The sequence below is a fragment of the Caulobacter sp. DWR2-3-1b2 genome, assembly GCF_049896345.1.
In the GTDB taxonomy this organism is placed as follows: Bacteria; Pseudomonadota; Alphaproteobacteria; order Caulobacterales; family Caulobacteraceae; genus Caulobacter.
This window is the reverse complement of the sequence record NZ_JAFCUC010000003.1, coordinates 161972-185680: the sequence shown is the minus strand read 5'-3', so window position 1 is coordinate 185680 and position 23709 is coordinate 161972. Positions and strand designations below refer to the sequence as shown.

16 protein-coding genes are annotated in these 23709 nt (G+C 66.7%); 12 read left to right on the top strand and 4 right to left on the bottom strand.

Annotated elements, in window-relative coordinates:
- Nucleotides 1-565: 565 nt before the first annotated feature.
- Together metG and ACP694_RS10155 are read left to right on the top strand one after the other, a co-directional pair.
- The gene (gene metG / locus ACP694_RS10160) at nt 566-2275 is read left to right on the top strand and encodes a methionine--tRNA ligase (RefSeq protein WP_426012049.1); all 1710 of its coding nucleotides are present in this window, start codon (nt 566-568) and stop codon (nt 2273-2275) included.
- 151 nt (nt 2276-2426) lie between these two features.
- Entirely contained in the window at nt 2427-3587 is a 1161-nt protein-coding gene (locus tag ACP694_RS10155; protein ID WP_426012047.1) for an MFS transporter, read from the top strand.
- Between the two features lie 91 nt (nt 3588-3678).
- Here the strand turns inward: ACP694_RS10155 and cysN are convergent, their stop codons facing one another.
- A complete protein-coding gene (gene cysN / locus ACP694_RS10150; RefSeq protein ID WP_426012046.1) occupies nt 3679-5607 on the bottom strand; it encodes a sulfate adenylyltransferase subunit CysN in 1929 nt (642 codons plus the stop codon).
- The gene (cysD, locus tag ACP694_RS10145) at nt 5608-6540 is read right to left on the bottom strand and encodes a sulfate adenylyltransferase subunit CysD (RefSeq protein ID WP_426012044.1); all 933 of its coding nucleotides are present in this window, start codon (nt 6538-6540) and stop codon (nt 5608-5610) included. It abuts the gene before it with no gap.
- A 290-nt stretch (nt 6541-6830) separates the two neighbouring features.
- Here cysD and ACP694_RS10140 point away from each other — a divergent pair, with 290 nt between their 5' ends.
- The 3 genes from ACP694_RS10140 (at nt 6831) to ACP694_RS10130 (ending at nt 10601) form a co-directional block, all read left to right on the top strand.
- Complete coding sequence (locus tag ACP694_RS10140) at nt 6831-7031, top strand: hypothetical protein (RefSeq protein WP_426012042.1); 201 nt, start codon at nt 6831-6833, stop codon at nt 7029-7031.
- A gap of 171 nt (nt 7032-7202) precedes the next feature.
- Nucleotides 7203-10037, top strand: coding sequence for a polar localization protein TipN (locus ACP694_RS10135; RefSeq protein WP_426012040.1), 2835 nt, complete (start codon nt 7203-7205; stop codon nt 10035-10037).
- A 3-nt stretch (nt 10038-10040) separates the two neighbouring features.
- Nucleotides 10041-10601 carry a sugar transferase gene (locus ACP694_RS10130; protein WP_426012038.1) on the top strand — a complete coding sequence of 187 codons (561 nt, stop codon included), beginning with the start codon at nt 10041-10043 and terminating at the stop codon, nt 10599-10601.
- 146 nt (nt 10602-10747) lie between these two features.
- On the opposite strand, the gene ACP694_RS10125 is transcribed toward ACP694_RS10130, so the two are convergent.
- A complete protein-coding gene (locus ACP694_RS10125; RefSeq protein ID WP_426012036.1) occupies nt 10748-12190 on the bottom strand; it encodes a mannitol dehydrogenase family protein in 1443 nt (480 codons plus the stop codon).
- Nucleotides 12187-13695 (bottom strand): UxaA family hydrolase, encoded by a 1509-nt coding sequence (locus ACP694_RS10120; RefSeq protein WP_426012564.1) that lies wholly within the window; start codon nt 13693-13695, stop codon nt 12187-12189. The genes ACP694_RS10125 and ACP694_RS10120 overlap by 4 nt, the downstream gene beginning before the upstream one ends.
- A gap of 161 nt (nt 13696-13856) precedes the next feature.
- On the opposite strand from ACP694_RS10120, the gene ACP694_RS10115 reads away from it, so the two are divergent.
- From ACP694_RS10115 to ACP694_RS10085, 7 genes are all read left to right on the top strand, one after another.
- Nucleotides 13857-14939: a LacI family DNA-binding transcriptional regulator gene (locus ACP694_RS10115; protein WP_426012034.1), complete on the top strand. Its 1083-nt coding sequence runs from the start codon at nt 13857-13859 to the stop codon at nt 14937-14939.
- A gap of 105 nt (nt 14940-15044) precedes the next feature.
- Nucleotides 15045-16508 (top strand): glucuronate isomerase, encoded by a 1464-nt coding sequence (uxaC, locus tag ACP694_RS10110; RefSeq protein WP_426012032.1) that lies wholly within the window; start codon nt 15045-15047, stop codon nt 16506-16508.
- Between the two features lie 18 nt (nt 16509-16526).
- Entirely contained in the window at nt 16527-17375 is an 849-nt protein-coding gene (gene kduI, locus ACP694_RS10105) for a 5-dehydro-4-deoxy-D-glucuronate isomerase (RefSeq protein ID WP_426012030.1), read from the top strand.
- 152 nt (nt 17376-17527) lie between these two features.
- Nucleotides 17528-18295, top strand: a complete 768-nt coding sequence (kduD, locus tag ACP694_RS10100; protein WP_426012562.1) for a 2-dehydro-3-deoxy-D-gluconate 5-dehydrogenase KduD — start codon at nt 17528-17530, stop codon at nt 18293-18295.
- A gap of 183 nt (nt 18296-18478) precedes the next feature.
- Nucleotides 18479-21214, top strand: coding sequence for a phosphoenolpyruvate carboxylase (gene ppc, locus ACP694_RS10095; RefSeq protein ID WP_426012028.1), 2736 nt, complete (start codon nt 18479-18481; stop codon nt 21212-21214).
- A gap of 565 nt (nt 21215-21779) precedes the next feature.
- Entirely contained in the window at nt 21780-22454 is a 675-nt protein-coding gene (locus ACP694_RS10090; protein ID WP_426012026.1) for a bifunctional 4-hydroxy-2-oxoglutarate aldolase/2-dehydro-3-deoxy-phosphogluconate aldolase, read from the top strand.
- The gene (locus ACP694_RS10085) at nt 22455-23561 is read left to right on the top strand and encodes a PfkB family carbohydrate kinase (RefSeq protein ID WP_426012024.1); all 1107 of its coding nucleotides are present in this window, start codon (nt 22455-22457) and stop codon (nt 23559-23561) included.
- The last annotated feature ends 148 nt before the right edge of the window (nt 23562-23709 follow it).

The window sequence follows — 23709 nt, the reverse complement described above, 5'->3', positions numbered from 1 at the left end:
AAAGGGCGCATGGCCAGCGACCGATGCGGCGGCGGGGGGCGATCGAGCGGGGCTGGGCGTGAGGGGGTTACTCACGCGTGTCCGGGGACTTCCATCGTTGGGGGAGCCCGCCCGCCGTCGGCGTCGACGGGGAACCAGCGTGCGTGTCTTGATGATCCGCGCCCCCGTCACCGGAAACCGTCGGAAACGACGGGGTCCGGATCCGGCTAGGCCTTAACAGGGCCGCCCACCGGACGCGGACGGATAACGATGGCGCGGAGCGATCGGCTTCGTCGAAACGGTACACACTAGACAACACTCCGGACGATGTCCGGCGCTCCGCGACCCTTTCCACCTCTTCAGCGGCCGTCCGCGTGAAGTCCTCCCCCCGTGGCGGAGATGTCGGCGAAGCCGACGGTGGGGGGGAGGGATCGGATGTCGGCCATACCTATGATTGCCGACCCCGACACTCCCCCCACCGGTCGCTGCGCGACGACCTCCCCCCGTGGGGAGGACTTAGCCAGCGCTTTCGTTTCCGCCGCTCACCTTCTATATGCAACCGCTCCTCGACTCCCCCGGAAGACCCATGTCGCGCATCCTGATCACCTCCGCCCTGCCGTACATCAACGGCATCAAGCACCTGGGCAATCTGGCGGGATCGATGTTGCCGGCCGACGTCTATGCGCGGTTCCAGCGGGCCCGGGGTAACGACACCCTCTACATCTGCGCCACCGACGAACACGGCACCCCGGCCGAGCTGGCCGCCGCCGCCGCTGGCCAGGACGTGGCCGAATATTGCGCCGAGCAGCACGTGATCCAGCACGACATCGGCCGGGCCTTCGGCCTGTCCTGGGACCATTTCGGCCGCTCGTCCTCGCCGCAAAACCATCGCCTGACCCAGCACTTCTGCGAGGTGCTGGAAGCGCGCGGCCTGATCGAGGAGCGGGTCGACCAGATGGTCTATTCCATCGACGACGCGCGCTTCCTGCCCGACCGCTACATCGAGGGCACCTGCCCGCACTGCGGCTTCGAAAAGGCTCGCGGCGACCAATGCGACAACTGCGGCAACCTGCTGGACCCCACCGACCTGAAGGATCCCTATTCGGTGATCTCCGGCTCGCGAAACCTGGAGGTGCGCGACACCCGCCACCTCTACCTTCTTCAGACGAAGGTGGCCGACCGGATCCGGGCCTGGATCGACACCCGCCGGGACTGGCAGCTGCTGGCCAAGTCCATCGCCTACAAGCACCTTGACGAGGGCCTGATCGACCGGGGCATCACCCGCGACCTGGCCTGGGGCATCCCGGTGACCAAGGGCGAGTTCCCGCGTCCGGGCTTCGAGGACAAGGTCTTCTATGTCTGGTTCGACGCCCCGATCGAATATATCGCCGCCACCCAGGAATGGGCCGACCAAGGCGCGGGCCGCGACTGGAAGTCGTGGTGGCGCACCGATGCGGGCGCTGACGACGTTCGCTACGTCCAGTTCATGGGCAAGGACAATGTCGCCTTCCACACGGTCAGCTTTCCCGCGACCATCCTCGGCTCGGAGGAGCCCTGGAAAAGCGTCGACATGCTCAAGGCCTTCAACTGGCTGAACTGGTACGGCGGCAAGTTCTCGACCTCGAACAAGCGCGGCGTGTTCATGGACGCGGCCCTGGAGATCCTGCCGCCCGACTTCTGGCGCTGGTACCTGACCTCCAATGCGCCGGAGAGCAGCGACACCGCCTTCACCTGGGAGCAGTTCGCCAGCGCCATCAACCGCGACCTGGCCGACGTGCTGGGCAATTTCGTCAACCGCATCCTGAAATTCACCGAAGGCAAGTTTGACGGCGTGATCCCCGACGGCGGCGCGCCTGGGCCGCTGGAGGAGAAGCTGTACGCCGATGTCTCCGCCCGCCTGGCTGACTTGACCGAGCAGATGGACGCCATCGAGGTGCGCAAGAGCGCCCAGGCCCTGCGCGCGCTCTGGGTGGTCGGCAACGAATATCTGCAGGAAGCCGCGCCTTGGACGGCGATCAAGACCGACCGCGATCGCGCCGCGGTGATCGTCCGCACCGCCCTGAACCTGGCGGCGCTGTATGCCCGGATCTCGGCGCCGTTCATCCCGTTCGCGGCCGAGAAGATCGCCGAGGCGTTCCAGCTTTCGTGGCCGCCCGAGTGGCCGACCACCGACGCGGCGGCCGAGCTGTCGATCCTGCCCGTCGGCCTGTCGGTGCGGGCGCCGGAGGTGCTCTTCAAGAAGATCGAGGACGACCAGATCGCTGAATGGACCGAGCGGTTCGGCGGGGCGGAGTAATGTCGTCCTTCTCCCCTTTCGGGAGAAGGTGGTCTCGCGGAGCGAGGTCGGATGAGGAGCTGACGGACGGGTCCGCCGCGAGCGGGCAGGGCGGCGCGCCCCCTCATCTGTCAGCTTTGCTGACACCTTCTCCCGCAAGGGGAGAAGGGATTTGAAGGCGGCGTCCCAAACCCGCCTGGGCCTGTTCTACGTCGTCTCCTATCTTGGCACCGGCGTCAGCCTGCCGTTCATCGCCACCTATTTCCATTCGCGCGGCCTGACGGGCGCCCAGATCGGGTTGACCCTGGCCCTGCCGATGCTGATCCGGCCGTTCACCGGTCCAGCCCTGGCGGTGTGGGCCGATGGCTTCGCCCTGCGGCGCACGCCCCTGGCCTGGCTGGCTCTAGGGGCGGGTGCTGGCTATCTCGCCTTGCTGGCCGCCCCGGGGTTCCCGGCTCTGCTGCTTTGCTGGCTGGTCGCCATGACCTGCCTGACCACCCTGACCCCGCTGATCGACGTCATCACCCTGCGGCGCTCGAGGCTGGAGGGCTTCAACTACGGCGTGCCGCGCGGCGCGGGCTCGGCGGCCTTCATCGTCGGCAACCTGGCCATGGGCGCATTGCTGGCGGTGGCGGCGCCGAGCATCATCCCGATCTGGATCGCCGTGGCCGTGCTGGGTTGTGGCTTGGTCGCCCTGACGATCCTGCCGCCCGACCGGGTGCACGAAACTCAGGTGGCGCCGGACAAGTCGATGCGCTGGAAGGGGCTGGGCACGCTGCTCCGCGACAAGACCTTCCTGCTCGCCGTGGTGACCGCCGGCCTGATCCAGGGAACCCACGCTTTCTACTATGGCTTCTCGACCCTGCTCTGGCGGCGCGAGGGAATTTCCGAACCGATGATCGGCGTGCTCTGGGGCGTCGGCGTGGCGGTCGAGGTCGGCTTCATGTGGTTCGCCGAGCCCTGGCGGCGCAAGGTCGGGCCCGAACGACTGCTGGTGCTGGGCGGGGCGGCCGCGGTGATCCGCTGGACGGCCCTGGCGTTCGCCCCGCCGCTATGGCTGCTGTTTCCGCTGCAGGCCCTGCACGCCCTGACCTTCGCGGCCAGCTTCATGGCCTCGCTGCGCCTGATCGAGCGCTTGGCCCCGCCGCAGAGCGCCTCGGCCGCCCAAGCGATCAACTCGGCCCTGTCGGCTGGTTTCATGCTCGGGGTGGCTACCCTGGCGTCTGGCCCGCTGTTCGACGTCTTCGGGGTGAGGGGGTATCTGGTGATGGCGGTGATGGGCGCGCTGGGGCTGATCGGGGCGTTGAGGCTGACGGGGCTGGCGGGTCGCTAAGTCGGGTTGGGGACCACGCACAAGCGCATGTCCCCGTCAGAGACCCGGCCGGGGACATGCACTTGTGCGTGTCCCCATTCGCGACTGCGGTCTAGATCTCGTAATCCAGCTCGCCCTCAAGCCAGGCGACGATCAGTTCAGCGGCCGCGACGGGGTCCATTTTCGTGGTGTCGATCCGCAACTCCGGCGCTTCCGGCGCTTCGTAGGGGCTGTCGATGCCGGTGAAGTTCTTCAGGTCGCCGGCTCGGGCCTTCTTGTACAGACCCTTGACGTCGCGTTCCTCGGCCACCGCCAAAGGCGTATCGACGAACACCTCGACGAACTCGCCATCCTGCAGGATCTCGCGCGCCAGGCGGCGCTCGGCCCGGAACGGCGAGATGAAGGCGGTCAGCACGATCAGGCCGGCATCGACCATCAGCTTGGCCACCTCGGCGACCCGGCGGATGTTCTCGACCCGGTCCTCCTCGGTGAAGCCGAGGTTCTTGTTGAGGCCGTGGCGGACATTGTCGCCGTCCAGCAGATAGGTGTGGCGGCCCAGGGCGTGCAGCCGCTTCTCGACCAGGTTGGCGATCGTCGACTTGCCGGCGCCCGACAGGCCGGTGAGCCAGACGACCCGGCCGCGCTGGCCCTTCAGGGAGGCGCGCGAGGCCTTGCTAACGTCGGTGTGCTGCCAGTGAATATTGTCGGCCCGGCGCAGAGCGAAGTTCAGCATGCCCGCACCGACGGTGCGGTTGCTGATCCGATCTATGAGAATGAAGCCGCCCAGATCGCGATTGACGCTGTAGGGCTCGAACGGGATGGCCTGGTCGAGCGACAGGTTCACGAGGCCGATCTCGTTCAGCTCCAGCTTCTTGGCGGCCAGGTGCTCCAGCGTGTTGACGTTCACCCGATGCTTGATCTCGGTGACGCTGGCCCCGACCATCCGCGTGCCGATCTTCAGCAGGTACGAACGGCCCGGGGGCAGGGGCTCGTCGTCCATCCAGACGACGGTGGCCTCGAACTGGCCGGCCACGGCGACGGGGTCGTCCGCGGCCACCAGGATGTCGCCACGGCTGACGTCGATCTCGTCGGCCAGGGTGATCGTCACCGACTGGCCGGCGAAGGCCTGGGGCAGGTCGTCGGGCAGGGTGACGATGCGGGCGACGGTGCTCTCGCGGCCCGAGGGCAGCGACTTGACCTTGTCGCCCGGCTTGACCGTGCCGGCGGCGATCTGGCCGGAGAAGCCCCGGAAGTCGAGGTTGGGGCGGTTGACCCACTGCACCGGCATGCGGAACGCCTGGCTTCGCAGATCGTCCTCGACCTCCACGCCCTCCAGCCAGTCCATCAAGATCGGCCCGTCGAACCACGGCGACTCCTCGCCCCGGCCGGCCATGTTGGCGCCGGTCAGGCCCGAGATTGGGATCGGGGTGAAGACCTGCAGGCCGATCTGGTCGGCGAAGGCCCGGTAGTCGGCGACGATCTCGTCGAACCGCGCCTGGTCCCACCCGACCAGGTCCATCTTGTTCACAGCCAGCACCACGTGGCGGATGCCCAGCAGCTGGACGAGATAGGAGTGACGGCGGGTCTGGGTCAGCACCCCCTTGCGGGCGTCGATCAGGACCACGGCCGCATCGGCGGTCGAGGCGCCGGTGACCATGTTGCGGGTATATTGCTCGTGACCGGGGGTGTCGGCGACGATGAACTTGCGCTTGTCGGTGGAGAAGAACCGGTAGGCGACGTCGATGGTGATGCCCTGCTCGCGCTCGGCGGCCAGACCATCGACCAGCAGAGCGAAATCGATCGCTCCACCCTGGGTCCCGACCCGCTTGGAGTCAGCCTCGAGGGCGGCCATCTGATCCTCGAAGATCATCTTGCTGTCGTACAGCAGGCGGCCGATCAGCGTCGACTTGCCGTCATCCACGCTGCCGCAGGTAATGAAGCGCAGCAGCGACTTGTGCTGGTGGGCCAGCAGATAGGCGTCGATGTCCTCGGCGATCAGGTCGGAGGGCTTGTAGACCGTGTTCACGGAAGCGGGGGCCATCTAGAAATACCCTTCCTGCTTCTTCTTTTCCATCGAGGCCGACTGGTCGTGGTCGATGGCCCGGCCTTGGCGCTCGCTGGTGGTGGTCAGCAGCATTTCCTGGATCACCTCGGGCAGGGTCGAGGCCGTGCTCTCGACGGCCCCGGTCAGCGGATAGCAGCCCAGGGTACGGAACCGCACGCTCTTCATCCGGGGGACTTCGCCCGGACGCAGCCGGAAGCGATCGTCATCGACCATGATCAGGCTTCCGTCGCGTTCGACCACTGGCCGCTCGGCCGCGAAGTAGAGCGGGACGATCGGGATGTTCTCCAGGTGGATGTATTGCCAGACATCCAACTCGGTCCAGTTGGAAATCGGGAAGACTCGCAAGCTTTCTCCGGGGTGCTTGCGGGTATTGTAGAGCTTCCACAGTTCGGGCCGCTGGTCCTTGGGGTCCCAGCGCTGCTCAGAGGTGCGGAAGCTAAAGACGCGTTCCTTGGCGCGGCTCTTCTCCTCGTCGCGGCGGGCGCCGCCGAAGGCCGCGTCGAAGCCATGCTTGGCCAGCGCCTGCTTGAGGCCCTCGGTCTTCCAGAGGTCGGTGTGGAGGGCGCTGCCGTGGTCGAACGGATTGATGCCGCGCGCCTCGGCCTCGGGATTCTTGTGCACCAGGAGTTCAAAGCCCAACTGGTTGGCGATGGTGTCGCGCAGGTCGTACATCGCCCGGAACTTCCAGGTTGTGTCGACGTGAAGCAGCGGGAAGGGCGGCTTGGACGGATAGAAGGCCTTGGCGGCCAAGTGCAGCATGACGGCGCTGTCCTTGCCGACCGAATAGAGCATCACAGGCCGTTCGCACTCTGCGGCGACCTCGCGCAGGATGTGGATGCTCTCGGCCTCCAGCCGCTGAAGATGCGTCAGGCGCTCGGGAGTCACGCGAGCCGAAGTCAGCGCACTCATGGACGTGTCCGCAAAGGCGTCGTGCGACAAGGAGGCGACTGGGCTAGGGGGCAAAACGCATGTCCGCAAATGGTAAAGCGCCGCCGCCATGCCATGGGCGCGGCGCCGACCGGTGATCCTGGGACTGCACCTAGGTGCGGCGGAACAGCGGGGCAAGGCGGAGAAAACTGCAGACGCTGTGAGCTTCGATGGGAGGCGCGACCACGGTCGCTGCCTTTCATGACCAAAAGTTCATTCGAGCTTGGGCGCAAACTGTCGCATAACGCCGGTATCGGATTGTGGGCTCACCGATGTCATCCCTGGCTGAATTCATCGCTGCGATCATGCTCTGGCTATCGGCCATGGCCCTGTGCCAGTTCGGCGTGGTCGTCGAGCATCAGGTCAAGGCCCCGTCCAAGGCCGAGCGCACCGTTGCGCGGTCGCCGCGCCAGCAGGCCGTGCAAAGCACCATAACTTGCGCTCATCGCCAGCTTGCCGCGGTTCGCGCCTAGGCCTTTCACGAGCAGGCTTCGCGGCAAGTTCACCTCTGACGGGAAAACCGCCGGAACCCGCTATGCGCGCGGGCTTTTCGCCGTTAGGTTTGAGCGTTGCGCGAGGGTGGGGCGCCCGCGCGGCGGTGTTCATCCGGCCCTACGCCGTTCGCTCTGGGACCATGGCTGCGTATGAAGCCTAAGAAGCGCCAACCGCTTGATTTCTCCGGCATCGCGATGGAACCGCCGGTCGAGGACGTCGGCCGTCAAGTCGAGCCCCAGGCCGATGCGCCGGTCAGCGAACCCGACCTGGATCTGGACATCGCCGCTGTGCCAGAAGCCTCGCCGCCGCCGACGCTTGATCGTGGCCCGCTGAACCCCGAACCCACGCCGATCGTGGAGACGCCAAGGACCGCCGCCCGTAGGGGTTTCTTTGCATCGACGCCAAAGGAGCGTCCAGCCGAGGCCGCGTCCAAGGCCGAAGTCGAAAGGCCATTGCCCGTAGCGCCCCACTCGACCGATCCTGGGGCCGATGATCCGATTCCCGCCTTTGCGGCCTATACGCCACCGCGCCCCAAGCGGAACGCCCAGGTCGAGGCCGAGCCGTTCGCACCGCTGCCCTCCTTCCTGACCGCCTCGGCTGTGCAGTCGCCGGCCCCGGTCGTGGAGCCGGAGGCGCCGGCAAAACGGTCGGAAGCCGCCGTCGCGAAGCCGCGCCAAACCCCGCCAGCGCCGCGGACCGAGCCCACCATCACACCCTTGTCCGCCACCTACGATGACAAGAAGCCGATGCCGGACCCGCTCTATTGGAGCCTCGCCGTCGCCGCCGCTGCACTGTGGGCGCTGGCGCCGATCGCCTTTGCCCTGGGCTATGGCGCTGGTGTGCCCGCGCTGAAGGTCGATCAGTTCGCCTTGGCGGTGTTCGCCGCCCTGGCGATCGGTCCCGCTCTCCTGACCCTGCTGGGCGCCTACATGCTACGCCAGGCCTTGGCCGTCTCGGCGGAGCTGAAGCGCAATCGCGTGATGACCGACCGCCTGGTGACCCCTGCGGCCCTGGCCTCGGCCGGCGTGACCAGCGCCGTCGAAGGCATTCGCGCCGAGATCGACGCCGCCGCAGCCGCCGCCGAGGACGCGCGCGCGCGCGTCCAGGCCCTGCGTGAGGCCTTGGCCGAAGAGACCCTCGCCTTGGCCCAGACCACCAGCGAGTCGGCGCGGATGGTCAAGCAGCTGTCCGACGGACTGGGGCACGAACGCCAGGCCATGCACGCCCTATCGACGACGCTGGACGCCCAGTCCACCGCCGTGGTCGACGCCATCGGCAGCCAGGCGCGGATGGTCGCCGAGGCTTCCGACCTGGCCGAGACCCAGCTTCGCGAAGCCGAAGCCGCGCTCGCCGCCCGAGCCGCCGACCTTGCCGCCGCCGCCTCCGAGGCGTCCGACGCCGCGCGGGTTGGGGCAGAGGACCTCTCGCGGCAAATTGCTCGGCTGGAGACCGCCGGTCAGGGCGTGGGCGACCAGATGGCCGCTGTTGAGCGCAACCTGGCCCAGCAGCGCGCCGTGCTGGTCGCGGCCAGTCAGTCGCTGCGCGCCGACCAGGAAGACTTCGCCGGCGAGGCCGAGACCCGAACCGCCCAGCTCACCGAATTCATCGGCCACACCCGCGCCGGCGCCACCGAGATGGGCGACATGGCGGCCATGGGGGCCGAGGTGCTGCGCGGCCTGATCGGCGCGGCGGCCGACCAATTGCGCGAAGTGGCCGAGACCGCCCGCGCCGAGCGTGAGGCCCTGGCCGCCGAAACCTCCAGCGCGATCACCGCCCTGGCTAGCGCGGCCGGCGGGCAGCGCAGCGATTTAGAGAGCGCGCTCAACGACGCGCTGGATGCCATGGCCGCCGCCGCCCGCAAGGCCAGCGAAGGCGTGGAACAACGGGTCGAGACAGCGCGGGGTCGTGTCGACCAGCTCAATGAGATCGCCTTCGCTGCGGGCCAGAAGGCCGACACGGTGTTTGAGTCGCGCATGGACGAGGCCCGCGATCTGATCGAGCAATCGGCCCAGGTGGTCGAGCAGGCTGGCGCCCGTACGGCCCTGAAATTGGCCGAGAGTGTCGAGACGGCCCGGGCCACCATCGCCGAGATGGAGTCGATGCTGGAGGACGTCGGTCGTCGCACCGCCGACCTGCCGGCCGAAGCCCTGGCCCGCGCCAACGAGGTCCGCGCCCAGATCAACCACGGCATCGAGTCCTTGCGTCTGGCCGCTCGCCAGACCGCCGAGGAGACCGCCGCGATCGACCAGGCGTTCCAGGAGCGGGTTCGTCGCAACTATGACATGCTCAGCGAAGCGGTCAGCCGGATGGGCGTGGCGGGCGCGCCTCAGCCGCCGCCCGCATCGCGGGGAGCCGCGGGGCTAGTGCGTCCGCCTCAAGCCGCCGCCCCGCTGGCGCCGCCCGTGGTCCAGCCGGTCAATGAGCCGAGCGCCGACGAGATCGGCCTGCGCCCCCGCCTTCGCCTGACCCCGACCGCCTCAGATGACGAGTTCCGCTCGATCTTCGACGCCGCCGGTGGCCGCAACGCCGCGCCGCCGCCCGCCCAGCCCACCGAGCAGGCCGAGCCGCCGGGCGGCTGGTCGTGGCGCAATATGCTGTCGGGCCTGGAAAGCGCCGCGCCGGGCGACGCCGCCCTGGGCGAGAAGATGGCCGCCGAGATCCTGGCCATGGGCATAGACCCGACGGCCCTGCTGCCGCGCGGTCGCATCGACGAGATCGCCGCCACCATCCAGACCCACGACAGTGAGGGCGCCCGTGAGGTGGTCAAGAAACTGGCTCCAGCCGCCATTCGCCGCCTGGTGCGCCGACTGTTCTCCGACGCGGCATTGCGCGCCGACGCCGACCGCTTCCTGCGCCGCTATTCAGGCATGATGGACGAGGCGGCTGATCAGGACCGCGAAGGCTTCTTGGTGGCCGCCCTCTTGTCCTCCGACGCTGGACGCGCCTACCTGCTGCTGGACGCGGCTTCCGGCGACCTGGTCTAGGCCGTGAAGCGTCTGTTCGACGTGGCGGCCTCTGGCGGAGCGCTGCTGGTGCTGGCTGTCCCGCTTCTGGTGCTGGCGGGGGTGGTGCGCCTGACCTCGAAGGGGCCGGCGCTCTATTGGTCGCAACGAGTAGGGCGCGGTAACGCGCTGTTCGCGATGCCCAAGTTCCGCACCATGAGGATCGACACGCCGGAGGTCGCCACCCATCTGCTGGAAAGCCCCGATCGCTGGCTCACCCCCTTGGGCGGCCTCCTGCGCAAGACAAGCCTCGACGAATTGCCGCAGCTATGGAGCGTGCTGGTCGGCGACATGAGCCTGGTCGGGCCCCGGCCGGCGCTGTTCAATCAGGATGACCTCGTGGCGCTCCGGACGGCCGCCGGCGTCGAGACGCTGCGGCCCGGCGTCACCGGATGGGCCCAGATCAACGGCCGCGACGAGATCGCCACACCAGCGAAGGTGGCTTTGGACGCCGAATATTTGCGGCGCCAGGGGTTCTGGTTCGACCTGCGGATTTTGCTCGCCACCGTGCTGCCCGTCATGACGGGCATGGGTGTAACGCGATAGGGATGCAGTCCTCCCCCCGTGGGGGAGGTGGTCGCGCAGCGACCGGTGGGGGAGATTTACGACGCTCGATCTTGTCCGTGCCTACCTGCCGATTACTCCCCCCTCCGTCGGCTTCGCCGACACCTCCCCCACAGGGGGAGGACTTGTCAGGATAGCGCTGCGTAGGCCTTCTCCAACGCCGCCACGAACGCCGCGTTGCTCGCCAACTCCCGGCTGAACATCGGCTCCAACTTCAGGAACGACGCCACATCGGTCGAAGCGTCGCCGGTGCAGGCGGCCGCCGTCTCGACCAAACGCTCAGCCAAGGGATCGACGATCTTCACGCCCTCGGCGGCGCGGCGGCGGATGACGTGCATCCAGGCGGCCAAGGGCAGGGCCAGGCGGTCGACCGAGCGGCCGGCCTCCAGCGCATCGACCACCGTGCCCAGGATACGGAACGGCAGTTTTTGAGAGCCGTCCCAGGCGATCTGGCTCAGCAGGTGGCGGATTTCGGGATTGCGGAACCGGGCCAGGATGGCCTGGGCGTAGGCGGCCAGGTCCAGGCCGCGCGGGGCGGTCAAGGTGGGGATGATGTCCTGGACCATCAGGTCCTCGGCGATCTGGGCCAGATCCGGATCGCTGATGGCCTCGAACACCGTTTCATGACCTTTCAGCAGGCCGGCATAGGCGATGGTCGAGTGCACGCCGTTCAGCAGCCGCAGCTTGGCGCGTTCGAAGCCGCGAACGTCGTCGGTCAGGGTGACGCCGACCGACGCCAGGTCGGGCGCGTCGTCTCCGAGCACGTCCTCGACAACCCACTGGGTAAATGCTTCGCGTTGGATCGGCCAGGCGTCGGACAGGCCGGTGGCCTTCTCGACCCGCTCGCGCAGAGCGTCGTCGGTGGCCGGGGTAATGCTGTCGACCATGGTGCGCGGGAAGCGGCCCTCGGTCTCGATCCAGGCGGCGAGTTCCGGATCAATCGCCTCTGCGAAGGCGACGGTCGCCGCCTTCAGCCGCCAGCCGTTGTCTCCGAGGTTGTCGCAGGCCACCACGGCATAGGGCGGCAGCCCGGCCAGATGGCGACGGCGCAGGCCCTCGACGAGATAACCCACGGCGCTGACCGGCTCGCGCGGATGGGCCAGGTCATGGACAATGTCGGGATGGGCGGTGTCCAGCTTGCCGTCGCCGGTTAGGCAATAGCCCTTTTCGGTCACCGTCAGCGTGACCATCCGGGTCATCGACGCGGCCAGGCGGGCGAAGACGGCGGGCGGATCCTCGGGCGCGACCAGCACTTCCAGGATCGAGCCTACGATGCGGAAGGTGGTTTTGGCGTCCAACTGGGCCAAGGTGTAGAGACCGTCTTGCGGCTCCAACGCGTCGCGGACGCCCGGGCTCTTCAGCGAGACGGCGCAGATCCCCCAGCGCGGGTCGCTGTTCAGAAGCTGGTCGAAATAGCAGGCCTGGTGGGCTCGGTGAAACGCGCCTGGCCCGAAGTGCACGACGCCGACGGTCACCTTGTCGCGATCATAGGCCGGCTGCGCGACGCTCGGAATGGTGGCGGGATAGCTGACGGCGTTGAGGCGCAGCGGGCGAGAGACGGTGTCGGTCAAAGGGTCACGCCTTGTTTCCAGATGGCGATTTCGCGCTCGCCGTTGAGTTCAGCCTTGGTCTGCTGGCCCGAGGCCGTGGCCACCACCAGGTCCATCAGGGAGTCGGCCGCCGCGTCCATGGTCACGCCCGCCAGCACGACCCCAGCGTCGAAGTCGATCCAGCCCGGCTTTCGCGCGGCCAGAGCGCTGTTGGACGCGATCTTCAGGGTCGGGGCGGGAAAGCCGAGTGGCGTGCCGCGACCGGTGGTGAACAGGATCACCGTCGCACCCGCCGCGGTCAGGGCGGTGGACGACACGGCGTCATTGCCGGGCGCCTCTAGCAGGGTCAGGCCGTGCGGCCCGACCTGATCGCCATAGCGCAGCACCTCGACCAGCGATGAGCGGCCGCCCTTCTGCACCGCGCCGAGGGACTTCTCCTCAAGGGTGGTGATGCCGCCGGCGATGTTGCCGGGCGAGGGGTTCTCGTAGATTGGCTGGTGGTTATCGATGAAGTAGCGCTTGAAGTCGTCGATCACCCGCACCGCGCCGTCAAACACGGCCCGGCTGGCCGAGCGCGACAGCAGCACCTGCTCGGCGCCGAATACCTCTGGAATTTCGGTCAAGACCGGCGTGCCGCCAGCGTCGGAGACCTTGTCTGCGATGCGGCCGACCAGCGGATTGGCGGTGACGCCGGAAAAGCCATCAGAACCGCCGCACTTGAGGCCGACAACCAGGTCCGCCAGCGGCGCGGGTTCGCGGTGGTCGCGCTCGGCGATCTCGATCAGGGCCTCGATGGCGGCCAGGCCGTCTTCCTGTTCGTCATCGACCATCTGGGTGGTGAACGAGCGCAGGCGTTCGGGATCCAGGCCCGGCGCGGACTCCAGCAGCGCCTTCAGCTGATTGTTTTCGCAGCCCAGACCCAGGATCAGCACGCCGCCGGCGTTTGGATGGGCCGCCAAACCGGCGATCAGCTTGCGGGTGTGGATCAGATCGTCTCCCAACTGCGAGCAGCCGAACGGGTGAGGGAAGGCAAAGACCCCATCCACCCGGCCGGCAAAGCGCTCATTGGCCTTCTCGGCGATCCGCCGGGCGGTGTTGGCCACGCAGCCAACCGTGCATAGCACCCAGATCTCGTTGCGGGTCCCGACCCGACCATTCTTGCGGCGATAGCCCAGGAAGCTTCCTGGCGGCGAAGCGAGGTGGTCATCCGGTGTCGCAACGGCGTAGGTGAAGTCCTCGACGCCCGACAGCCGGGTTTCGACATTATGGACATGGACGTGATCGCCGACGGCGATCTCCACCGTGGCCCGGCCAATCGGCCAACCGTATTTCAAGACGTCCTCGCCTTTGGCCGCGGCTCGCTGAGCGATCTTGTGGCCCTTGGGAATGTCGGCGCGAGCGATGATCGACTGACCATGCAGGTCGAGCGTCTCGCCCGCCACGAGGTCGCGAAGCGCCGTGGCGACGTGGTCGCGTGGATCGACGCCGTGGATCGATTCGGTGGCGGCGGAGGGCGGGTCACTCATCAAACTGTTGGTCATTGGGACATTTCGTGTTGCCATCCCCGTCAACGAGGTGGGGAAACCGGTGTCAGCATAGGCCAATTACGCCTGTCCGCGCATCTGTAGCGACGCCTTCTTGCGTAGAGTATGACAAAACAAACCAACGATCGCTGCATGGAAACGCTTTGACCTCGTCCAACACCCCCCTGACGGACAACGATGGCCCGGAACCCGAGTCTGGCCTCGAAGGTGGTCGCAAGCGCGCCACCATCAACGACATCGCCCGCCTGGCGGGGGTGTCGAAGAAGACCGTCTCGCGCGTCATCAACCAGTCGCCCTTCGTGCGCGACGAGACCCGCGAGCGTATCGAGGCGGTGATCGCCGAGTGGGGCTACGCGCCCGATCCCCAGGCGCGGGGCCTGGCGTTCCGCCGCTCGTTCCTGATCGGCATGATCTACGACAATCCTAACCCGCAATATGTCGTCAACATGCAACTGGGCTTGCTGGATGGTATCCGGGGCTCTGGGTTTGAGCTGGTGGTGCATCCTTGCGATCGTTCCAGCCCGACCTTCCTGCAGGATGTACGCACCTTCGTCGAGCGCCAGAAGCTGTTTGGAGTGGTGCTGCCGCCGTCGGTCTCGGAAGACGAACGGGTGGCCAAGCTACTACGCGAGATCGGCTGCGAATATATCCGCATCGCCTCGGTCGAGCTGGACAAGCCCGAGCATATGATCGTCGGTCACGACCGATTGGGCGGCGAGGCCATGGGCGCCCACCTGGTCGAATTGGGCCATCGGCGGATCGGCTTCATCAGCGGCTTGCCAAGCTTCCGTTCGTCGCACGAGCGGCGAGGGGGTTTGGAGGACGCCCTGAACAAGGCCGGCCTGAAGCTCGAAGACGACTACGTGGTCCAAGGCGCCTACACCTTCGAGTCGGGCCTGGCCTGCGGCGAGACCCTGCTGGCGATGGACCCGCGTCCAACGGCGATTTTCGCCGGTAACGATGAGATGGCCGCGGGCGTTCTGCAGGCGGCGCGACGGGCGGGCCTGCAGGTTCCCGCCGACCTGACGGTGGTCGGGTTCGACGACTTCCAGATCGCCCAGGCCGTCTGGCCGCCCTTGACGACGATCCATATTCCGACCCGCGAAGTGGGACGGATCGCCGCCGAGAAACTGATTAACGCCGCAGTTCGTGAGAAGCGTGATCCGAACAGCCCGATCCCCTATCTGGTCGTTCGGGAGTCGTCGGCCCCACCATCCTCGGTGTAGGGTCGGCCGCGCCGCCGTGGCTTGCATAGCTTCATGACACCGGTTACCAAGCGCGTCGAAGCGGCCAGTCAACGCCGTCGGCGGATTAAGGAGTAGGAGACGCCAATGGCTCGGCCTCTGATATTTCACGATGACCGCCTGTTCCCGGCAGACGAGCGCACGCGGGGCATCGCCCGTACGCTGTATGGCCAGGTCAAGGATCTGCCGATCATCAGCCCGCATGGTCACACCGACCCGTCCTGGTTCGCGACCAATGCCCCTTTCGAGGACGCCACCGACCTGCTGCTGGCGCCCGACCACTACCTGTTCCGCATGCTCTACAGCCAAGGGATCAGCCTCGACTCGCTGAAGGTCCGCTCCAAGGCCGGCGTGCCGGCGACCGACCCGCGCGCCGCCTGGCGGCTGCTAGCCGAGAACTTCCACCTGTTCCGCGGCACGCCGTCCTGGATCTGGCTGAACCACGTGTTCAGCAAGGTGTTTGGGTTCGAGGTCTTCCTGGGCGCCGACACCGCCGATCTCTATTTCGACCGGATCAACGAAGCGCTGGCCACGGAGGCCTTCCGACCCCGCGCCCTGTTCGACCGCTTCAACATCGAGACCCTCGCCACCACCGAGGGTCCTCACGATAGTCTCAAGCATCACCACGCCATCCGTGAGAGCGGTTGGGGCGGCCATGTGATCACGGCCTACCGTCCCGACGCCGTCATCGATTTCGAGGACGAGCGTTTCGGCTGGTCGTTCGACCGCTTCGCTGAAGTGTCAGGCCAGGACGTCACCAGTTGGCGCGGTTATCTCGAAGGCCACCGCATCCGCCGCGCCGCCTTCATCGACGCAGGCGCCACCTCCAGCGATCACGGCCATCCGACCGCGGCCACCGCCGACCTCAGCGACGTCGAGGCCGAGGCCCTGTTCCAGAGCCTGCTACAGGGCGAGGTGACGCCCGCCAAGGCCGAGCTGTTCCGCGCCCAGATGCTGACCGAGATGGCCAAGATGAGCCTGGACGACGGGCTGGTCATGCAGATCCACCCCGGCTCGCACCGCAACCACAACACCGGCCTGCTGGACAGCCACGGTCGCGACAAGGGCGCCGACATCCCGATGCAGACTGAATATGTCAGCGCCCTCAAGCCGTTGCTCAGCAAGTTCGGCAATGACCCGCGCCTGTCGATCATCCTCTTCACGCTGGACGAGACGGTCTACAGCCGCGAATTGGCCCCTCTGGCCGGCCATTATCCGGTGCTGAAGCTGGGTCCGTCCTGGTGGTTCCACGACAGCCCAGAGGGTATGATGCGGTTCCGCGAGCAGGTCACCGAGACGGCGGGATTCTACAATACCGTCGGCTTCAACGACGACACCCGCGCCTTCCTGTCGATCCCGGCCCGCCACGACGTGGCCCGCCGCGTGGACAGCAGCTTCCTGGCCCGCATGGTCGCCGAGCACCGCATGGACGAGGTCGAGGCCGCCGAGCTGATCGTCGACCTGACGTACAAACTCCCTAAGAAGGCCTACAAACTCGACCAACCGCGGACCGTCCAACCGACGCCCGCCACACAATACGCCGCCGAATAGATTTCCCGGAGCTCCAAGATGTTCGCCAAGACCTACCACGCCACCCACCCCGACATGATGTACGCGGTCAGCAATGACGACCTGCGCGATCGTTACCTGATGCAGGGTCTGTTCGCGGCCGACGAAATTGTGCTGCAGTACAATCACGCCGAACGCTTCGTGATCGGTGGTGCGGCCCCGGTCTCGACCGCCGTCAAGCTGCCCGACCAGACCGAGCCGGCCTCGGCCGCCGGTCATCCGTTCCTGGAACGCCGCGAGCTGGGCGCCATCAATGTCGGCGGTGGCGTCGGCAAGGTGACCGTGGACGGCCTCGCCTACGACATCGAGCCGCGCGACGGCATCTATGTGACCATGGGCTCCAAGGACGTGACGTTCGAGAGCGCCGACGCCGCCAACCCCGCCCGCTTTTACATCACCAGCCTGCCGGCTCACACCGCCTTCGAGACCAAGAAGCTCGAGTTCGCCAACGCCGTCCCGCTGGAGCGCGGCGCGCTGGAGACCTCCAACGAACGCACCATCTACCAGTACATCGTGCCGACCACCTGCAAGTCGGCCCAACTGCTGCTGGGCATGACCGTGCTGAAGCCGGGCAGCGTCTGGAACACCATGCCGCCTCACCTGCACGACCGCCGTTCGGAAGCCTATTTCTACTTCGGCCTGGGCGACAACGACCGGGTCTTCCACTACATGGGCGAGCCGGACGAGATGCGTCACATCGTGATCGCCAACCAGGAAGCCGTGATGAGCCCGCCGTGGTCGATCCACATGGGTTCGGGCACCTCGAACTACACCTTCATCTGGGCGATGGGCGGCGAGAACCTCGACTATACCGACATGAACGTGCTGGACATCTGCCAGCTGAAGTAGGGGCGGGGACCGCTGCACTTCCCTGCGGCTGTCATCCCGGCCGCAGCCAAGCGAAAACCCGGGACCGCCGCAAGCGCCTGCGTTTGTGGCGGTCCCGGATCGGCCCTTCAGGCCGTCTGGGATGACAAGATTTAGATCAGGAAGACAGCATGATGGCCCATCCGTTCAGCCTCGAAGGTAAGGTCGCCCTCGTCACCGGCGCCAACACCGGTCTCGGCCAGGCGGTGGCCGTGGCCATGGCGCAAGCCGGCGCGGACGTCGCCGTCGCCGGCCGCAGCACCCCGACCGAGACGCAAGCCCTGGTGGAAGCCACGGGCCGCAAGTTCCTGTCGATTCAGGCCGATTTCGGCTCGATCGAGCCCGTGCAGCGCGTGATCGACGAGACCGTCAGCGCCTTCGGCAAGGTCGATATCCTGGTCAACAACGCCGGCATCATCCGTCGCGCCGACAGCATCGACTTCTCCGAAGCCGACTGGGACGCGGTGATGGACACCAATCTGAAGGTCGTCTTCTTCCTGACCCAGGCCTTCGCCAAGCAGGTTCTGAAGCAGGGCGGAGAAGGCTCGATCGGCAAGATCATCAACATCGCCAGCCTGCTGTCGTTCCAGGGCGGCATCCGCGTCCCATCCTACACCGCCAGCAAGAGCGGCCTGGCGGGCTTGACCAAGATCCTGGCCAACGAATGGGCGGCCAAGGGCATCAATGTCAACGCCATCGCGCCAGGCTATTTCGACACCAACAATACCGAGGCCCTGCGCAACGACGCCGACCGCAACGCCTCGATCCTGGCTCGCATTCCGGCCGGCCGTTGGGGTCAACCAGGCGACTTGGGCGGGGCGGCGGTGTTCCTCGCCTCCTCGGCCTCGGACTATGTTCAGGGGATTACCTTGCCCGTGGATGGCGGTTGGTTGGCGCGCTAGAGGCTGATTTCTGCGCAAGCCTGCGATTGGTACCGTAACCATTGCGCTTGCCGCCTTTTCCCGGTGATCAAAGCGCGGTAAGGGCGCCGTTACGTCAGACTGGGCCCGGCGTCCGGCTGTCGTCTCGTTCATTTCTACCCTGATGAGCCGTCGCCGTTTCGCGGCGGCCTCGGAGCTCCGCGCATGCGCAATCCCCTGTCGGTCTTCTTGTCGTCCGAGGGGGATCGCCCCACCAGCCGCAACGTCCGGCAGAACGCCCACCTGCTGAGCGACCTGCTGAACGAGGCCATCGCCTATCTCGATGGCGACGAGGCCGCCAAGCTGGTGGCCACCGCCCGCAAGGCCGCCTCGCAGGATAGGCCGGACGGCGAGGCCGCGCGGCTGGACCATCTGTTCGCCGACCTGTCCAGCGACCAGGCGATCTTCCTGGCCCGCGCCCTGGCCAGCCACTCGATGCTAGCCAATATCGGCGAGGACGTCGCCGGTCGCCGTCGCCACGCCGAGGCCGACGCCCAGCCGGGCGATGATCGCCCCCGCACCCTGGTCGACGCCGTCAAGGCGCTGGTCGCCCAGGGCAAGACCCCAGCCGAGCTGACCAAGGTGCTGGCCGCAATGAATGTGGTGCCGGTGCTGACCGCCCACCCCACCGAGGTGCGCCGCCGCAGCATGGTCGACCGCGAGACCGAGATCTCGCGCTTGATGGCTCTGCGCCGCCACCACCTGCCGGCCGATCTCGAGGCCGACATCCGCGAGCGCCTTTTCCGCGAGATCGCCCTGATGTGGCGCACCCGGCTTTATCGTCCCGAACGGATCACCGTGAAGGACGAGATCCGCAACGCCCTGTCGATCGTCCGCACCTCAATCCTGCCGGCGATCGTCGACCTCTATGGCGACTGGTCGGCCCAGATCGGCGAGCATGGCCAGATGGCCCCGCTGCTGAAGATGGGCTCGTGGCTGGGCGGCGACCGCGACGGTCACCCCGGCGTCAATGGCGACACGCTCAAGCTGGCCCTGGCCTCCCAGGCTCGGGTCATCCTCGACTGGTACGCCGCCGAGGTGCGCAAGCTGTGGTCCAACCTGGCGGTCTCCACCGCCTATGCGCCGGTCTCGGACGAGGTGAGGACCTTGGCGGCCCAGACGCAGGACCCGTCCGTTCATCGCATGGACGAGCCCTATCGCCTGGCCCTGGAGCTGATCTTCGATCGTCTCTCGGCGGTGTCGCAGAAGCTGACCAACCAGTGGGTGGCCTTCGCCAACGGTCGCACGGAGGTCGAGCCCTATGCTCATCCCGAGGCCTTCGTGGCAGACCTGAAGATCATCATCGACAGCCTCGAACGCAACGGCGGCGAGCGCTTGGTCGGCACAGCCCTGCGGACCCTGGTCGAGGTGGCCCAGGCCTGCGGCTTTCACCTGATGAGCCTGGATCTACGCCAGAACGCCGACGTCCACGAGCGCACCCTGCACGAACTGTTCCAGCGGGCCGGCACCGGCGTGAGGTACCTGGACCTCGACGAGGAAGCCCGCTCCAAGCTGCTGATCAACGAGTTGTCGCATCAGCGGCCGCTGGTCTCGCCGTTCACCGCCTATGGCGAGGAAACGACCAAGGAACTGGCGACCATGGAGGCGGCCGCCCAGATGGTGCGCGACTACGGCCACGGCTGCCTCGGCGCCTATGTGATCTCCAAGTCGGCGACCCTGTCGGACATCCTCGAGCCACTGGTTCTGCTCAAGCAGGTCGGCCTGGTCTGGGGCGGGGCGGCGCCGCGCGCCTCTGTGAAGATCAGCCCGCTGTTCGAGACCATCGAGGATCTGGAGAACGGTCCCCGCGTGCTGCGCCAATGGCTGGAACTGCCGCTTAGCCGCACCATCCTGGGCGACCGGCCGGTGCAGGAAATCATGCTCGGCTATTCGGACAGCAACAAGGACGGCGGCTATGTGGCCTCGCGGCGCGGCGTGGCGCGCGGCGCTTCCGCCCTGGCCTTCGAGGCCGAGCGCATGGGCGTTGGGCTGCAGCTGTTCCATGGCCGCGGCGGCTCGGTCGGGCGGGGCGGGGGACCGGCCGCCGAAGCGGTGATGGCCCAGCCGGCAGGCACCGTCCAAGGCCGAATCCGCATGACCGAGCAGGGCGAGATGATCGCCCGACGGTTCGGCGACCAGCCCACCGCCCGCCGCAACCTCGACGGACTTGCCGCTGCGGCCCTGATGGCCAGCGAGCGCCCGGTTCAACGCCCCGACCCCAAGGTCGACGCGGCGATGACCGCTCTGGCCGAGGCCTCCTTCCATGGCTTCCGGGCCCTGGTGTACGACGACCCGGCCTTCGAAGACTTCTTCTGGTCCGCCACGCCGATCGGCGAGATCGTCGGCCTCAACATTGGCAGCCGGCCCGCCTCGCGTACCGCCAGCCGCAAGATCGAAGACCTTCGGGCCATCCCCTGGGTGTTTTCCTGGTCGCAGGCCCGTTTCATGCTGCCCGGCTGGTACGGCTTCGCCGCTGGTGTCGAACGGGCTGGGCTCTCTACGGGGCAACTGCAGGACCTGGCCGGCGGCTTCGACTTCTTCGGGGCCTTGCTCTCCAACATGGAGCTGGCCCTGGCCCAGAGCCACATGGGCATCGCCGCGCGATACATGGCCCTGTCGCCCGACACGACCGACGCTCAGCGGATTTTTGACACCATCCAGGCCGAGCACGACAGCGCCTCGAAGATCGCCCTGGCGATCCGGGGCGGAAGCGCCCTGCTCGACAACCAGCCGGAGCTGGCCGAGTCTGTCGCCCTGGCCGGCCTGTCGGTCGATCCGCTGAACCACCTGCAGCTTGAGCTGCTGACCCGGCGCCGGGCCGGCGATCAGGACGAGAACGTGCGTCTGGCCATCCAGCTGACCGTGGCCGGCATCGCGGCGGGCCTGCGCAACACGGGATGAGGGCAGTGGTGCTGACGGGGACGTGCCCTTGGGCGTGTCCCCAGACAGGGCAGGGCTTCATTGGGGACACGCCTAAGGGCATTTACCCGACCCTACTGCTGCTGATTTTCATCCCTTCCGTCAAAACATAAAACACCGTTTTCAACGGGCTTGCACAAGGCGGCGCTTCGGGGTAAATTCCCAATTGACACCGGTGGCAAAGTGGCCTGTCCACTTCCGCTTCTGGTATCATGACGTTTTGGATTGGTCTGCCCAATTCCAGACGTTCGCGGCTCTTTCTGAGTTCGCTCCTGCGCAAACTCGGGCGTCGAGCTTCGGCCTGACGCCCTTTATTTACGACACGCCCTGCGCCGCGATCCGAGGCAATCGGGGCGGCGGCGGGGCAGGGTGGAAACAAAGGACGATCGACCAGAGCCATGGAATTGACGTTGCGGGAGCCTCCGATGTGGCGTCCGGCCGCGACCCGGTCTAAACGGTCGCCCAGCGCCGAACGCGGCGAAATCTTCCACGCCAAGGCCACACAGCTGGGCCGGACGCAAGATCGATCCTTTTAGGAGCATTACTGATGGTGAAAGACCGCATGGCCGTACTGACGGCGCTGATGGGCCAGGGCGTGATCCCGGTGTTCTATCACCCCGATGTCGAGGTCTGTAAGAAGGTGATCCAGGCCTGCGCCGATGGCGGCGCACCTTGCATCGAGTTCACCAACCGCGGTGACTTCGCCAGCCACGTCTTCTACGAAGTGACCCGTTACTTCGCCTCGGCCGATCCCAGCGTCATCATGGGCGTCGGCTCGATCGTCGATGCGCCGACCGCCGGCATCTACATCGCCAACGGCGCCAAGTTCGTGGTCGGCCCGATCCTCAACGCCGATGTCGCCAAGGTCTGCAACCGCCGCAAGATCCCCTATTCGCCCGGCTGCGGTTCGGCCTCGGAAATCTCCTACGCCGAGGAACTGGGTTGCGAGATCGTCAAGGTGTTCCCCGGCTCGTCGGTCGGCGGCCCGGACTTCATCAAGGCGGTGTTGGGCCCGATGCCCTGGACCCGCATCATGCCGACTGGCGGCGTCGATCCTGACGAGGCCTCGGTGACCAAGTGGTTCGGCGCGGGCATCGTCGCCGCCGGCATGGGCTCCAAGCTGATCACCCAAGAGTTGCTCGATGCGGGCGATTACGCCGGTATCACCAAGAAGGTCCGCGACACGGTGGACCTTATCAAAAAGGTTCGTGGGAAGGCCTAAATGACCGACAATATCCTCGATATCCGCCCCGCCTCTGAAACCAAGTGGGACTGCGCCAGCTTCGGCGAGGTGATGCTGCGCTTCGATCCCGGTTTCGGCCGGGTTCGCAACGCCCGTCAGTTCAACGTCTGGGAAGGCGGCGGCGAATATAACGTCGCCCGTGCTTTCAAGAAGTGCTGGGGCAAGCGCTCGACGGCCGTTACCGCCTTGCCGGTGAACGACCTGGGGTGGCTGGTCGAGGACCTGATGATGCAGGGCGGGGTCGACACCTCCCACATCATCTGGCGCGACTTCGACGGTCTGGGCCGCAACACCCGCGTGGGCCTGAACTTCACCGAAAAGGGCTTCGGCGTTCGGCCGGCCCTGGGCTGCAGCGACCGCGGCCACACCGCCGCCTCGCAGATCCGTCCCGGCGAAGTGAACTGGGAAAAGCTGTTCGGCGAAGAGGGCGTTCGGTGGTTCCACACCGGCGGCATCTTCGCGGCCCTGGCCAGCAACACCGCCGAAGCCGTGATCGAAGCGGTCGAAGTGGCCCGCAAGTATGGCACCGTCATCTCCTATGACCTGAACTACCGCGCCTCGTTGTGGAAGTCGCAGGGCGGCAAGGAGGGGGCCCAGAAGGTCAACCGCCACATCGCCCAATATGTGGACGTGATGATCGGCAACGAAGAAGACTTCACCGCCTGCCTGGGCTTTGAGGTCGAAGGCCTGGACGAGCACATCTCGTCGATCGACCCGGCCAACTTCAAGAAGATGATCGAGACCGCCGTCAAGCAGTTCCCCAACTTCAAGGTCGCCGCCACCACCCTGCGCAACGCCAAGACCGCCTCGGTCAACGACTGGTCGGCGATCCTCTATGCCGGCGGCGAGTTCTATGCGTCGATGATGCGCGAGAACCTCGAGATCTATGACCGCGTTGGCGGCGGCGACGGCTTCGCCTCGGGTCTCGCGTTCGGCTTCATGGAAGGCAAGGGCCCCCAGGCCGCCGTCGAGTACGGTGCGGCTCACGGCGCCCTGGCCATGACCACGCCTGGCGACACCTCGATGGTGCGCCAAGCGGAGGTCGAGGCCGTGATGAAGGGCAAGGGCGCGCGGGTTATCCGCTAGAGCATTTCCCGACCTGACTGCGTCAGACCGTGAGCTCTAATCTTTTGTTTTGACGCATTGTTCTTCACGCGAACCGGAACAACTTCGCTCGAAAAATGCTCTAGTCTTCGTCCACCGCATTTTAGCAGAGCCCCCGGCTGCGAGGCCG